Annotated in this window: 14 protein-coding genes; 13 read left to right on the plus strand and 1 reads right to left on the minus strand. The window is 32.0% G+C overall.

The annotated features are described in order from the left end of the window. The first annotated feature begins 11 nt into the window (after positions 1 to 11). From ftcD to spoVAE, 11 genes are all read left to right on the plus strand, one after another. The gene (ftcD, locus tag OW730_RS12135) at positions 12 to 908 is read left to right on the plus strand and encodes a glutamate formimidoyltransferase (protein ID WP_271229277.1); all 897 of its coding nucleotides are present in this window, start codon (positions 12 to 14) and stop codon (positions 906 to 908) included. A gap of 28 nt (positions 909 to 936) precedes the next feature. Beyond that, a complete protein-coding gene (hutI, locus tag OW730_RS12140) occupies positions 937 to 2,175 on the plus strand; it encodes an imidazolonepropionase (protein ID WP_271229278.1) in 1,239 nt (412 codons plus the stop codon). A 179-nt stretch (positions 2,176 to 2,354) separates the two neighbouring features. Next, positions 2,355 to 2,936 (plus strand): cyclodeaminase/cyclohydrolase family protein, encoded by a 582-nt coding sequence (locus OW730_RS12145; protein WP_271229279.1) that lies wholly within the window; start codon positions 2,355 to 2,357, stop codon positions 2,934 to 2,936. Between the two features lie 17 nt (positions 2,937 to 2,953). After that, on the plus strand, positions 2,954 to 4,165 hold the full coding sequence (locus OW730_RS12150) for a CD0519/CD1768 family membrane protein (protein ID WP_271229280.1): 1,212 nt from the start codon (positions 2,954 to 2,956) through the stop codon (positions 4,163 to 4,165). Positions 4,166 to 4,324: 159 nt separating this feature from the next. Then, positions 4,325 to 6,052, plus strand: a complete 1,728-nt coding sequence (locus tag OW730_RS12155; protein ID WP_271229281.1) for an Eco57I restriction-modification methylase domain-containing protein — start codon at positions 4,325 to 4,327, stop codon at positions 6,050 to 6,052. Between the two features lie 127 nt (positions 6,053 to 6,179). Further along, a complete protein-coding gene (gene spoIIAA / locus OW730_RS12160) occupies positions 6,180 to 6,515 on the plus strand; it encodes an anti-sigma F factor antagonist (protein ID WP_271229282.1) in 336 nt (111 codons plus the stop codon). Between the two features lie 13 nt (positions 6,516 to 6,528). Further along, positions 6,529 to 6,948, plus strand: a complete 420-nt coding sequence (spoIIAB, locus tag OW730_RS12165; RefSeq protein WP_271229283.1) for an anti-sigma F factor — start codon at positions 6,529 to 6,531, stop codon at positions 6,946 to 6,948. Between the two features lie 23 nt (positions 6,949 to 6,971). Continuing rightward, positions 6,972 to 7,703, plus strand: a complete 732-nt coding sequence (gene sigF, locus OW730_RS12170) for an RNA polymerase sporulation sigma factor SigF (RefSeq protein ID WP_271229284.1) — start codon at positions 6,972 to 6,974, stop codon at positions 7,701 to 7,703. A gap of 85 nt (positions 7,704 to 7,788) precedes the next feature. Continuing rightward, a complete protein-coding gene (gene spoVAC, locus OW730_RS12175; protein WP_271229285.1) occupies positions 7,789 to 8,241 on the plus strand; it encodes a stage V sporulation protein AC in 453 nt (150 codons plus the stop codon). Between the two features lie 16 nt (positions 8,242 to 8,257). Continuing rightward, the gene (gene spoVAD, locus OW730_RS12180) at positions 8,258 to 9,271 is read left to right on the plus strand and encodes a stage V sporulation protein AD (RefSeq protein ID WP_271229286.1); all 1,014 of its coding nucleotides are present in this window, start codon (positions 8,258 to 8,260) and stop codon (positions 9,269 to 9,271) included. Position 9,272: 1 nt separating this feature from the next. Next, the gene (spoVAE, locus tag OW730_RS12185; protein ID WP_271229287.1) at positions 9,273 to 9,632 is read left to right on the plus strand and encodes a stage V sporulation protein AE; all 360 of its coding nucleotides are present in this window, start codon (positions 9,273 to 9,275) and stop codon (positions 9,630 to 9,632) included. Between the two features lie 57 nt (positions 9,633 to 9,689). Here spoVAE and OW730_RS12190 read toward each other — a convergent pair whose 3' ends face one another. Next, the gene (locus tag OW730_RS12190) at positions 9,690 to 12,290 is read right to left on the minus strand and encodes a transglycosylase domain-containing protein (protein WP_271229288.1); all 2,601 of its coding nucleotides are present in this window, start codon (positions 12,288 to 12,290) and stop codon (positions 9,690 to 9,692) included. A gap of 181 nt (positions 12,291 to 12,471) precedes the next feature. On the opposite strand from OW730_RS12190, the gene yunB reads away from it, so the two are divergent. Both yunB and OW730_RS12200 read left to right on the plus strand, forming a co-directional pair. Next, the gene (gene yunB / locus OW730_RS12195; protein ID WP_271229289.1) at positions 12,472 to 13,161 is read left to right on the plus strand and encodes a sporulation protein YunB; all 690 of its coding nucleotides are present in this window, start codon (positions 12,472 to 12,474) and stop codon (positions 13,159 to 13,161) included. A gap of 117 nt (positions 13,162 to 13,278) precedes the next feature. Beyond that, complete coding sequence (locus OW730_RS12200; RefSeq protein ID WP_271229290.1) at positions 13,279 to 14,604, plus strand: alpha-amylase family glycosyl hydrolase; 1,326 nt, start codon at positions 13,279 to 13,281, stop codon at positions 14,602 to 14,604. Positions 14,605 to 14,689: the final 85 nt, after the last annotated feature.

The raw sequence follows: 14,689 nt of genomic DNA on the forward strand, positions 1-14,689 counted from the left end.
GGAGAAGTATAATGGCTAAGATTATGGAATGTATACCTAATTTCAGTGAAGGAAGAGACTTGGAAAAGGTTGAAAAAATAATGAACGTACTTAGAGGAAGAGAAGGGGTAAAACTTCTTGACTACTCATCAGACAGCGATCACAACAGAACAGTTGTTACAGTGATTGGAGAGCCAACAAAACTTGAGGAAGCTATAGTTGAATTTGCTGGTGCTGTTTATGAAAATATTGATATGACAAAGCATGAGGGTGGTCATCCAAGAATGGGAGCACTTGATGTTGTTCCATTTGTACCAATAAGTGATGTATCAATGGATGAATGTAAAGAGATGGCTAATAGAGTTGGAGAAAAAATCGGAGAAATGTACAATGTACCTGTATATTTATATGAGGAGGCTGCAACAGCTGCTCATAGAAAAAATCTTGCAAAAGTAAGAAAAGGGCAATATGAAGGATTTTTTGAGAAAATTAAAGAAGAACAGTGGAAGCCTGACTTTGGTCCAATGGAAATGAATGAAAAGTCTGGATGTACAGCAATAAGTGCTAGAGTTCCACTTGTTGCATTCAATGTTAATCTAGGGACAGATAACCTTGAAGTTGCAACAAAAATTGGTAAGGTTGTTAGACATATTGGTGGTGGATTAAGATATGTTAAGGCAATGGGTGTTATGCTTGAGGAGAGAAATATAGCTCAAGTATCAATGAATCTTGTTAATTATGAGAAAACAGCAGTATATAGAGCTTTTGAAATGATTAAAATGGAAGCAAAGAGATATGGAGTGCCAGTTGTAGGTAGTGAGGTTATAGGGTTGGTTCCAATGGCTGCGTTAATTGGTTGCGCTGAATACTATCTTCAAATTGAGAACTTCTCAATGGATCAAATTCTTGAAAAGAGAATTATGGAATAAGAAATATGCCTATTAAGGAGGATGTTAAATGTCTATTATTATTAAAAATATAGATTGCCTTGTGACTTGTAAAGGTGAAAGACCTAAAAAAGGCATAGATATGATGGATGCAGGAATAATTGAAAATGGATTTATTGTAATTGAAGATGATAAAATATTAAAAATTGGTAGTGGTGATGGGTATAAGGAATATATTAATAATCACACTGAGATTATAGATGGAAGAGGCAAAACGGTTACCCCTGGATTGATAGACTGTCATACTCATGTAGTTTATGGTGGCTCAAGAGAAAGAGAACTACCATTGAAACTAAAAAAAGTTGGGTATATTGAGATATTAAAAAGCGGTGGTGGTATATTAAGTTCTGTTAGACAGACAAGAGAAGCTACAACAGCTGAACTAGTAGAGCAAGCAGGGAAGAGACTAGACACCATGTTAGCTCATGGAACAACTACAATAGAAAGTAAATCTGGGTATGGATTAGACTTTGAAAGTGAGATGAAATGCTTAGAGGTCAATAAGATATTAAATGAGAAACATCATATTGATATTGTTTCTACATTCCTGGGAGCACATGCAATACCTATGGAGTATAAAGAGGACAGGGAAAAGTATATAGATATTGTTTTGAATGATATGTTACCTCATGTTGTAGAGAATAATCTTGCAGAGTATATAGATGTATTCTGTGAAAAAGGTGTTTATACAGTTGAAGAATCCAGAAGAATCTTAAAAGCTGGTCAGGAAAAGGGATTAAAGGCTAAGATTCATGCAGATGAAGTTGTATCAATAGGAGGTGCAGAACTTGCTGGGGAAGTTAAAGCAGTATCTGCTGAACACCTTGTAGCAGTTTCAGATGAAGGTATTAAATCAATGAGTGAAAATGATGTAATTGCAGTATTATTACCTTCAACATCTTTTTATCTAATGTTAGATCACTTTGCAAATGCTAGAAAGATTATTGAGGGAAATGTTCCCGTAGCGTTATCAACAGATTGTAATCCAGGGACATCACCTACTGAGTCATTACAAACAGTTATGACATTTGCATGTTTTGGAATGGGAATGTTCCCAGAAGAAATAATAAATGCTATGACATACAATGCTGCTTGTGCTATTAACAGACAAGATGAGATAGGTAGTATTGAAATTGGTAAAAAGGCAGATATTGCTATTTTTGATAGTAAAAATTTAAATTATTTAATGTATCATTTTGGAATTAATCAAATACACAAAGTTATAAAAAATGGAAAAATTGTAATATAGATTTTAATCAAAAAAATCTTATAATTTATTATTGACAGATATACCTGTATCCCCCATAATGAAATCGTTAAGAGAAATTTCTGAGTATTTCCGTGAAAATTAAGGAGGAATAGCCATGCTAGATAGCAAAAAAGTCAATGAGTTTATTGATGAGTTGGCATCGAATTCACCTGCGCCAGGTGGGGGGAAGTGTAGCGGCGCTTAGTGCAAGTATTGGAGCTGCTTTAACATCAATGGTTTTTAGTTTAACGGTAGGGAAGAAAGCTTATAGAAATATGAGTGAAGAGGATCAGAAGAGAGTAGACAATACTCTTGAAGAGGCTCAAGCACTTAAGGATGAATTTTTAAACCTTATGAATAAGGATACTGAGGAATTCATGGAAGTAATGAAGGCTTACAAGCTACCTAAAGAAAGTGATGAGGAGAAGGCTTTAAGAAAAGAAAAGATTGAGGAAGCATATAAGAGAGCTATGCGTATTCCGATGATTGTTGGAGAAAAATCATTTGAAATGTATAATCTTATTGAGACAGCTTGTGAGCTTGGAAATAAGAATGCTATTTCAGACGCAGGCGTTGCTGCATTAATGATTCAGAGTGCAATCGAAGGTGCTGTATTGAATGTAAAAATTAATCTTACTGCTATTAATGATGAGCAGTTTAAGAATGAGAATATAGAAAAATGTAATCACATAGTAAACCAGGGCAAGTTGAAATGTGAAAAAATTCAATCAATAGTAAATGAAAAAATCGGAATAAATTAATACTCGGGGGAACAGGTATGAACAATGAAGTGTTAAATATGAATCCGGAAGTTATTGAGCCGGTAGTAAACAATAAGAGGGTTAAAAAAGCAATTGGTTTAGAAGGGTTAGTAGCATTTGTATTATTTGTAGGATTTTTTTGGTATTTAGGTTCTATCATGGAATTACCCAATATGCTGCAGACAATGATGAATACAGCATTCGATTTATTGCTAAACACCGTTTTTTATATAATGGCTATATCGGTTTTAGCTGGAGCAGTAGCAGCAATATTAACTGAGTTTGGTATCGTAGCATTAATCAATAAAATATTAGCAATTTTAATGAAGCCGTTATATAATCTTCCTGGCGCTGCAGCATTAGGAATGGTAACGACTTATCTTTCAGATAATCCAGCAATATTAACATTAGCAAGTGATAAAGGATTTAAGAAATATTTTAAAAAGTTTCAGCTGCCTGCATTGACAAATATGGGAACAGCTTTTGGAATGGGTCTTATTGTAACAGTGACAATGAGCCTAAAAGTATCACCAAGTGGAGAAAGTATGGCAACAGCTGCTCTTATTGGTAATATTGGAGCTGTTATTGGTAGTATTGTATCAGTTAGAATAATGATGATATTCACAAAAAAATTATTTGGAACTGAAGAAATGGCAGTGGAAAGTGATGAAAATGATTTAGATGTAATGAAGTATAGAGAAGTAAGAGAAGGAAGTGTTTCAAGTAGATTACTTGAAGCTATGCTTGATGGTGGAAAATCTGGTGTTGAACTTGGAATGGGAATAATTCCAGGAGTGCTTATTATTTGTACATTAGTTATGATGTTAACAAATGGAGCACCTGCTGGAGGATATACTGGAGCTGCTTACGAAGGAGTAGGACTACTTCCTGCTATAGGCGGCAAACTTAATTTTATATTTGAGCCTTTGTTTGGTTTTACAAGTGGTGAGGCTTTGGCATTCCCAATTACAGCACTTGGTGCAGTTGGTGCTGCTTTAGGTCTAGTTGATCCTTTACTACAAAGTGGAGCAATAACAGGTAATGAGATTGCTGTATTTACATCAATGGGAATGTGTTGGAGTGGATACTTAAGTACACATGTAGCAATGATGGACGGGCTTGGATGTAGAGAACTTACTGGTAAGGCTATATTAAGTCATACCATAGGAGGACTTTGTGCAGGGATTTCTGCCCACTGGATTTATGTATTATTTACATCAGTACTTTAATAATTGAGAACAAAGCACCTAAAAAGAAATTTACTTTTTAGGTGCTTTTTAATCGTATGTTCTAGAGCCCTTATTTTTTAGGATAAAAAAATAAAGGGGATAAGTAGTTTTTATAGAATATAGGAAGGGGGGATATAATTTAGTTGGGGTGAAGAATTTATGGGGTTCAATGAAAGTGTTATAGACTTGTATAATACTATACAAGAAGAATATACAGAAAATTTGGAAAAAAACAAGCTTATAAAAGATTTTAAATGTAAGTATAGCATAGAAGATAGAATTGGGGAGTTCTATTTAAAAAAAAGTGATCAAGGAAAAAAAGAAAGAGGAAGAGTGTATACCCCTCAATATATTGCATCATATATAGTTAAAAAATATTTAAATAACTTATGTTTTAGTGAGAATAGGAATATAAAAATATGTGATCCATCATGTGGGACAGGAAATTTTATATTTGAGGTTATAGAACAATTGATTAATTTGTTTTTAACTGATGAATCAACAGAAAGTAACTGTAGAAAAGATATAATAAAATATATACTGGAAAATAATATTGTAGGATATGATATTGATGCAGTTGCGTTAGCAATTTTACAGATTGATGTTTATGAAAAGTATGGATACTTTATAACTAAGATATATAATAAAGACTATCTTCTTAATGATAAAGAAAAATATGATATTTTGATTGGAAATCCACCATATATAGGTCATAAGAGCATTTCGAAAGAATATAGGAAGCTACTTAAGGAAAAATATGAAAATCTTTTAATTGATAAGGGAGATATCTCATATTGTTTTTTATATGAGGCTATACAAAATACACATGAAAAAGGAAAAATAATATTTATTACATCACGGTATTTTATGGAGTCATTAAGTGGAGAAAAACTGAGAGATGAACTTCTAAAAGTTGATGGACATGTTCAAATAATTGATTTTTACGGGTTAAGGCCATTTAAAGGAGTGGGGATAGATCCTGTTATAATAAGTATAGATAAGGAAGCAAGTGAGGGATCTCATATTTCAGTGATAAAGCCTAAAATTATTGATGGTGAAGTTGATAAAGATTTTATAAAAAAACTCATAATTAGAAATGAAATTTACAGAGAGTTTACTGTTGATAAGGAAAGACTAAGGAAAAGTAAATGGATGCTTATAAATGAAAGTCAACAAAAAATCATAGATAAAATAAATTTAAAGAGCACTAAATCGATTGAAGAAATTGCTGATTTTTATCAAGGTGTAATTACAGGATGTGATAAAGCGTTTATAATACATAATGAGAATAAGCTTAAAATAGAAGAATACCTTTTGAGAAGATGGATAAAAAATAGCCATATACAAAAAGGAAGAATATTTAATAGTGACAAGGCTTTAATATATTCAAACATAATAAATAATGAGGATATAATTGAAAGTAATGTTATAAAACATTTAAGACAATTTGAAGACAAACTAAGAAAAAGAAGAGAGTGCATTAATGGTGTTAGAAAATGGTATGAACTGCAATGGGGAAGAAAAAGAGAGATTTTTGAAGGAGAAAAAATTATATTTCCTTATAAAAGTGGAAGCAATAGATTTGCAGTAGATCATGGAAGTTTTTTCAGTGCGGATATTTACTGCATAAAATTCAAGTGCAAAGAATTGAATTATGAAAGATTATGCAACCTCTTCAATTCGAAATTATATGAGTTTTATATGAAGTGTATGTGTAAAAAATTAGGAAGAGATCTGTACGAGTATTATCCAAACTCTTTAAAAAAAATTAGAGTATTGAATATTTTTTTTGAAAATGAAAATATTTCTGACCAAAAATTATATGATTATTTATCATTAAACAAAGAAGAAATAAAAATAATAGAAAATTCATGTAAAATACATTAAAATTGTATAATAAACAATAAAATGGATATAATTTAAAAATAATTATAAATAATTGAAGGATTTTTGAGTTTTATAAAGAATATTATAAAAGGAAATAAATGTAAATTAACCGATAGGGGGAGTGGAAATGCATTTAGACTTTTATAGAGTTAAAGATCATCTGGTTATCAAACTATTTGGTGAATTAGATCACCATAATGCCATGGAAGTGAGAACTAAGATAGATGATAAAATTGATAGAGAAAAAATTTATAAGGTAATTATTGATTTTAGGGATGTATCATTTATGGACAGCTCAGGGCTAGGCATGTTGATAAACAGATACAAGAAAGTTGTTGAACATGGTGGAGAACTGAAGATAGTTAATACCAATGAAAGAGTAGACAAAATATTTAGTGTATCTGGAATTTATAAGATTATCAAAAAGATTGACTCTATTGAGAGTATTGTTAGTAATTTTTAGTGGGGGGATTAATATGCAAAAGAATAGTATGAGACTAGAATTTTCAAGCAAATCAATTAATGAGGGGTTCGCACGTGTAGCTGTGGCGAGTTTTATATCAATTTTGGATCCTACAATTGATACCCTTGCTGACATTAAAACAGCAGTTTCTGAAGCTGTAACAAATAGTATTATTCATGGATATGGGAATGAAGATGGGAAAGTAATTATCGAATGTACCATTGAAAATAATGATATTGAAATTAAAGTTATGGATGAGGGAAATGGTATCAAAAACATTGAATTAGCTATGCAGCCATTATATACTTCAAGGCCTGATTTAGAACGATCAGGAATGGGCTTTACAGTTATGGAAACATTTATGGATGAGCTAAAAGTTGAATCAGAATATGAAAAGGGAACATGCGTTGTAATGAGAAAACATATCAATTAGCAAATGTGGAACGGGTGAATTAGATGGACAAAAACTATGGAAATAATCTAGAACTTATTAAAGAAGCAAGAAAAGGGAATAAAGAAGCCCTCGATAATATTGTTCAGAATAATCTACCGCTTGTAACTTCTATTTGTAAGAAATTTATAAATAGAGGTTATGAGTACGATGATTTATTTCAGATAGGTTGTATTGGGTTAGTTAAGGCAGTATCAAATTTTGATGATAGTTATGGCGTTAAATTTTCAACATATGCTGTTCCAATGATTATGGGAGAGATTAAGAGATTCTTTCGTGATGATGGAATAATAAAGGTAAGTAGAAGTGTTAAAAAGCAAGCAAGGCAGCTCCATTATGATAGAGAAGCTTTAACTAATGAACTGCAACGAGACCCAACAGTGGAGGAATTATCCGAATATTCTGGAATTTCAAAAGAAGAAGTAGTATTTGCACTTGAATCAAGTGCTGGAATGAATTATTTATATGATACTATACATCAAGATGATGGTTCTCCAGTGCTTCTAATTGATAAAATAACATGTAAGAAAGAGAATAGTGTAAAATTGATAGACAAAATTGCTTTAAAAGAAGCAATAAGACAATTAGATTCAAGAGGAAGACAGGTAATTATATTAAGATACTTTAAAGATAAAACACAGGTACAAGTGGCAAAAATGCTTGGTATAAGTCAAGTTCAGGTATCAAGAATTGAAAAGAAAGTTTTAGGTCAAATAAAGGAAAAGATAAGTGGATAAAAATCTACTTATTTTTTCTTTTTTTTTATTATTTTTTTGAAAATTACACAAAATAATAAAAAGTAGTAAAAGTGAGGTGTACACTGTGAAAGATGAGTTGCTTAAAGAGTCATATAGGAAACATAATATTGTAAGTAAACCTAAGCCAAACCTGCTGTCACATTGTTTTAGAGCATTTCTTGTTGGGGGGCTATTTTGCGTTCTAGCACAATTAATTAATGATTTTTACCTTATGATAAACATTTCAGAAGAGAATGTAGGGTTGTTAGTTACAATTACAATGGTATTTATTGGTGCCTTGCTTACTGGTATAGGTGTTTATGATAAAATAGGAGAATTTGCAGGTGCTGGATCAATAGTGCCCATTACTGGATTTGCAAATTCTATTGTATCACCAGCAATGGAATTCAAAAAAGAAGGTTTTGTTTTTGGTGTTGGAGGAAAGATGTTTACAATTGCTGGACCTGTACTTATTTATGGAATAAGTTCATCTGTAGTTTTAGGAATCATATATTATTTTACTAAACTTTTAAATTAGGAAAAGTGGTGATAAAGTGAAAAATCATATTGGAAAACAGACTATTATTCTAAGAAATAAACCCAGTATTATTTCAACATACAGTACTGTTGGTCCTAAAGAAGGGGAAGGTCCATTAGGGAGATACTTTCATTCAATATTAAGTGATGATATGGATGGACAAATGTCTTTTGAAATGGCAGAAAGTCATATTAGTCACACTACAATAATGAAATGTATACATAAAATAGGATTAGAAGATAAAGATATTGATTATATATGCGGTGGAGATTTATTAAACCAACTAACTGCAACTACATTTGCTTCAAGAGATTTTGATATTCCTCTTATTGGACTTTATGGGGCTTGCTCTACTATGGCTTTGGCTTTAGCGGTAGCAAGTATACTTATAGATGGAGGATATGGGTCATACGCGATTGCAGAGGCTTCATCTCATTTTTCTTCAGCTGAGAGACAGTTTAGAGCTCCACTGGAAATGGGAGGGCAAAGAAGTCCAACATCTCAATGGACTGTTACAGGGTCAGGGGCTATGCTTCTAGGTATGAGAATTGGGTTTCCTAGAGTTACTCATGTAACATTTGGTCAAGTAAAAGATTTTGGAGAAAAAGATCCTACTAATATGGGCGGGGCTATGGCACCAGCTGCTGTACATACAATAAAAACACATTTTGAAGATACAGGATTTCGCCCTAAAGATTATGATATTATTGCTACTGGGGATTTGGGGATAGTTGGTAAAAAACTCACTGAGGAAATGCTTCTTGATTTTGGATATGATGTTAGAGATATTTATATGGACTGTGGTGAGTGTATATTTAATATTGAAGAACAAAAAGTTAATTGTGGAGGTAGTGGTGCAGGGTGTTCAGCTGTGGTAGCTAGCAGTTACCTATATGAAAAGTTAATAAATAAAACAGCAAAACGAATACTTCTTGTTTCAACAGGGGCATTATTAAGTACTACTAGTGCTCAACAAGGAGAAAGTATACCAGGAATAGCACATGCAATTACTATAGAAAGCGAGGAGTAAAATGTATAATTATATAGCATCCTTCCTTGTTGGAGGAACAATTTGTGTTATAGCACAAATTTTAATGGATAAAACTAGTTTAACACCAGCTAGGATTTTGGTATCCTTTGTAACTATAGGAGTTATTCTTGGAGGAATGGGAATCTATGAGAAAGTAGTTGAAGTAGGCAAATACGGCGCTACATTACCTTTGCCTGGATTTGGGAATACTCTAGCTAAAGGAGTTATGGAAGAGGTTGATAAGGTTGGTCTTATAGGTGCTTTTACAGGGGGATTAAAAGGTAGTGCTGGAGGGATTTCTGCTGCTATTGTTTTTGGGTATATTATGGCATTAATATTTAATTCAAAAACAAAAAATTAATATTATAAAAGCGAGAAGTATTAAACTTCTCGCTTTTTTTAAATCATTATCATTACTCTACTCATTTGGAGTGTCGATGTCATCTGGTGTTTCTGAGTTTGAATCATCTTCCGGATCAGCACCAAAAAGTTCTAAAAGCTTCTTAAGCTCATCATCTATAGGTGCTTTCTCTGTAGGAGCAACATACTTCTGATCTAATAGAGTATATGATTTTCTATCTGGACCAGTAAATGGAAGAGACTCTCTTGTGATATATACTTTTTCTATAAGCTCAGTTTCGTTTGTATAGTTATTAGGTAAATAATCTTTACCATCAATAGTAACAACCTTCAGTAATACATGGACATCATCTTTTTCAGTTGGAACAGTTCCATCTATAAATAATTCTTCGTAAATTCTATTTTTACGAGGATCTTTTTCTGTTAAATCTGTAGGTAGAGTACCTGAATCTTTGGAAATTTTTTCTTTCTTAATTTTGTTAGGCATTTCAACAGCTGCTTTATTTTCAAGTCCTTCATGGATTGGTTGCATAATTTTATTCCAAATACCAGCAACACTATTACTTCCAAAATAATTCCCAGATTTATATTTAATTACAGAATAATCATCGTTACCTACCCAAACAGAACATGAGTAATAAGGTGTAAAACCTGTAAACCATAAATCCTTACGATCAGCAGATGTTCCTGTTTTACCTCTAGTATCCATTCCATCTAACATTGCTCTTGTACCTGTACCAATACCCGGATTAGTAACTGGCTCTTTAAGAAGATCATACATAATGTATGAGGCTTCAGGAGAAAGTACCTTTTGAGTTGATCTTTCAGGTTCAAGAATTATCTCGCCATTACTATCAACAACTTTAGTATAAACTAATGGTGAAGTCATAACTCCATTGTTACCAAATGAACCATATGCAGTTGCAAGCATTAATGGATTTGCTCCAGAAGTACCTCCTGAAACAGTTAACTGACCAAGGGCAAGAGAAGCAAGGCTATGCTCATCAACAGTATTAATTTTAAGACCGAATTTTCTTCCATATTCTGCTGCAGTTGATAATCCAACTTGATCAACAACCTTCATTGCAACAGTATTTTTAGATTCTTTAAGACCATAACGTAAGTTAAGATATCCAGCATACTTATCAGGAGCATTACGAGGATATTGTAAAATCTTGCCGCCTTTTTTCGTATCTGCTACATTATATTTTTTTCTAGTCTCTTCATCAAGAGGAGAATCCTCAATTATTGTTCCAGCAGTAAGTTTTTTAGTATCTATTGCTGGTCCGTATACAGTAAGAGGTTTTATAGTAGAGCCAGGAGCTCTTAAAAAGTTATTAGAGGCTGCTCTATTATAAGTACGTGGACCTTGCTCCCCACGTCCACCGATTATTACTTTTACCTCACCAGTTCTATAATCCATAACAACAGCTGAAGCTTGTAAATCTTCTTGAAGTGGTGTTAAATCATTGTTTCTTGGGAAAAGATAATCAGAAACTTTTGTTTTATCGATACTTTTATCATCATTTAATATCTTTTGAGTATTTTCTTGCCATTCTTTATTCATTGTAGTGTATATTTTAAGTCCGCCATTAGCAAGAAGATTGTATATTTCATCCGCGCTTTTTCCTTGTTTTTTTAAATCTTCTGTGACTGTCTCAATAACTATTCTTGAGAAGTATTCATAATTCATCTCATCTGAAGAAGCTTCAGTAAAATCAAATGCTACAGCGATTTTATTATCTGTGATTTTATCTTTTGTAGCCTCATCAAATTCCTGTTGACTTATATAACCTAATTCCAACATTTTATTTAGAACTGCTAGAGTTCTTTGTGAAGGAAACACACCATTATTGTTTTCTACCGACCTGCTGGCTAAAAGATGTGAATTTCCTGGGTTTTGTGCCGCACTAGCAAGAAAGGCACATTCAACAAGAGTCAATTCACTAAGTTCCTTACTAAAGTATTGTTTAGCAGCAGCCTTTATACCATAAGCTTTTGAACCAAGAGGAAGTGTGTTTAAATATGCTTCCAGTATTTTTTTCTTAGAAAGCTTATTATCTAACTGCCAAGCTAAATACATTTCTTGAACTTTTCTTTCTACATCAAGTCTATTTTCTAGTGAACTTTTAAGAAACATTCTCTGCTTTATAAGCTGTTGAGTTATAGTAGAAGCTCCTTGTATGCTTCCAGATGGCTTGCCAGTTAATTTATTGAATACAGTTTTAACGTTGCCTTTCATAGCACCTGCAAAACGATACCAGTCAATACCGTGATGATCTTCAAAACGTTCATCCTCAATTGCAATAAATGCATTCTGAAGATTTATAGGAACTTGATTGATAGATACATTTTCTCTACTAAAAAGTGTTATGTATTCATCAATAAAATTTCCTTCATCATCATAAAATTTTGCTGGTTCATCTAGTTTCAGTATTTTATCAACATTTAAAGGTGGAGCCGTTTTTATCATTGCAAGTCCAACACCTGCCATAGCTACTCCTGAAACTAAAAATAATATAAAAAGTGTGATAAAAGTTATTTTAAAGAACTTTTTTAACCCACCACTTTTTTTCTTTATCTTTTTATTTTTTTTACCATTTGAAGAGTGATTTCTAGCATCACTGCTTTTACCCTTAGGTTTCTTAGTATTTCGCATAAGAACCTCCTTATTTTTTAAGACAATATAGCAGCATAAAATCAATATACAGCACTATTATATCATAAATATCAAAAAGGGTATAATTTCAAAAATTAATATATTGTAAAAATTAAAGTTATATCAATATTTTGTTCATTTGAAACATACATTATACAAATACAGGAATTAGGGTGATTATATGTGGTATAAAAAAACAATTAAAAAGAAAAAGAGTTTTAAAAAAAAGCTAATAATTATTCTTACAATCATATTTGCATTGTTTATGTTATTTATATATCTATTTGATCATATTGTTACACCAACAGTAATGGCAGTTTCAGAAGCAGAAATGAAAGCTAAATCTTTAGAGGTAATTAATAAGTCTATTATTGATGAGTTCTCAGAGAATTTCGATTATAACGAAGTTATAACTATTGAAAGAGATAATGATGGGAATATAGCATTGTTGAAAGCTGATACTTTGAAATTAAATAAGATAGCTTGTACTGTTGCACTTAAGTCACAAACTGAATTGAATGAGCTGGGCAATGTTGGAATAAAGCTGCCGATTGGATACATAACAAGAAATAATATTCTATCTTATTTAGGTCCACCTATAACTGTAAAGATGCAGCCATTAGGATATGTAGAAGCAAAGTATATATCAGCATTTGAATCTGCAGGAATTAATCAAACAAGGCATAAGATTTATGTTAATGTAAAGAGTCGTGTTAGAATAATCATACCCCTTATGAGTAAAGATGTAGAAGTTAATCATCAAATTGCTATTGCAGAAACAATTATTGTAGGAAAAGTACCTAAAACCGCATTACAATTAAACTTAGATAAGGCAGGATTTAATTTAAATTCTGTTGGAAATGTAGAGTGAAAACGTTTGCATTAAGCTGGGATTTCTGTTAAATTAGTATTATAAATTACAAATAGACTAATATTCAACAATGTTAAGTATTTGTTGTGTGTTAAAAACTTGAGAGGAGTAGTGAGTATGGCTATTGATAGTAAAAAGACTCTAAGAAATAAGCTCATATATGAGGTGTATGTTAGAAATCATAAAGGTAATGGTACATTTAATGATGTTATTGATGATCTTGATAGAATCAAAGATTTAGGTGTAGATATAGTATGGTTTATGCCAATTCACCCAATTGGACAAAAGAATAAAAAAGGTGACTTGGGATGCCCTTATTCAATAGCTGATTTTACAAAAGTTAATCCTGAATACGGAACAGAAGAAGATTTTAAGAAAACTATAGATGAAATACATAAAAGAGGTATGGTGTGTATGATTGATATTGTATTTAATCATACTTCACATGATGCAAAATACCTTATGGAGCATCCAGAGTATTATTATAGAAAGCCTGATGGAAGTCTAGGTGGTAAAGTAGCTGATTGGTCAGATATAACTGACCTTGATTATAGCAATAAAAATCTTTGGGATGATCAAATTGATGCTTTAAAAAAATGGTCTAGAATGGGTGTTGATGGATTTAGATGTGATGTAGCACCATTTATTCCAATGGATTTTTGGATGAGAGCGAGAAGAGAAATTGGAGAGATAAATAAAGATACAGTATGGCTTGCTGAAACTGTACATCCTCATTTTTTACAGATGGTAAGAAATGCTGGTTTCTATGTGGCATCAGATTGTGAAACATACTCAGCCTTTGATATAACATATGACTATGATGGTCAGGAGAAATGGACACAATATCTTAATGGAGAGATTTCTCTAAATGAATATTTGAATGTATTGAGAAGTCAAGAATCTACTAACCCAGAAAATTATGTTAAATTAAGATTTGTTGAAAATCATGATAACCCAAGAGCAAAAAAGGTTATTAACAACGATACTTTACTTGAAAACTGGACTGCGTTCACATATTTCCAAAAAGGATGTCCAATGTTATACGCAGGACAAGAGATGAAGGACAGTAATTTACCAGACCTGTTTACAAAGGATATGGTAAATTGGAATGAAGATGAAGCTGACTTTGTTGATTTCTTAAAAAAATTAAAGGAAATAAAAAGTGATAATATATTTGCAGATGGAATGTACAAGATATGCAGAGCATCTGTGGATGGTGTAATATATGCAGTGTATAAAAAGGAAGAAAGAACTTTAGTGGGAATCTTTAATGTTGAAAGTAAAATTGGAGAAATATCTTTAGAAGATATGGAACATCATAAGATGTTTGATCTTGACATTAAAGATGGGACTTATGATGAACTTATTTATGGTGATAAGGTTACTGTTAAAGAGGGGAAGATTGAGTTATCTCAAAAACCTATGATAATTGAAGTGATTTAAAAACATAACTGAAAATGGAAAGTGGAAAGTGGATAACGAAGGATATTTCACTACGTGAAATTTAAATTCTATTGTTCCTTGGACA

The sequence above is a fragment of the Oceanirhabdus sp. W0125-5 genome, from assembly GCF_027938815.1.
Taxonomy (GTDB): domain Bacteria; phylum Bacillota; class Clostridia; order Clostridiales; family Clostridiaceae; genus Oceanirhabdus.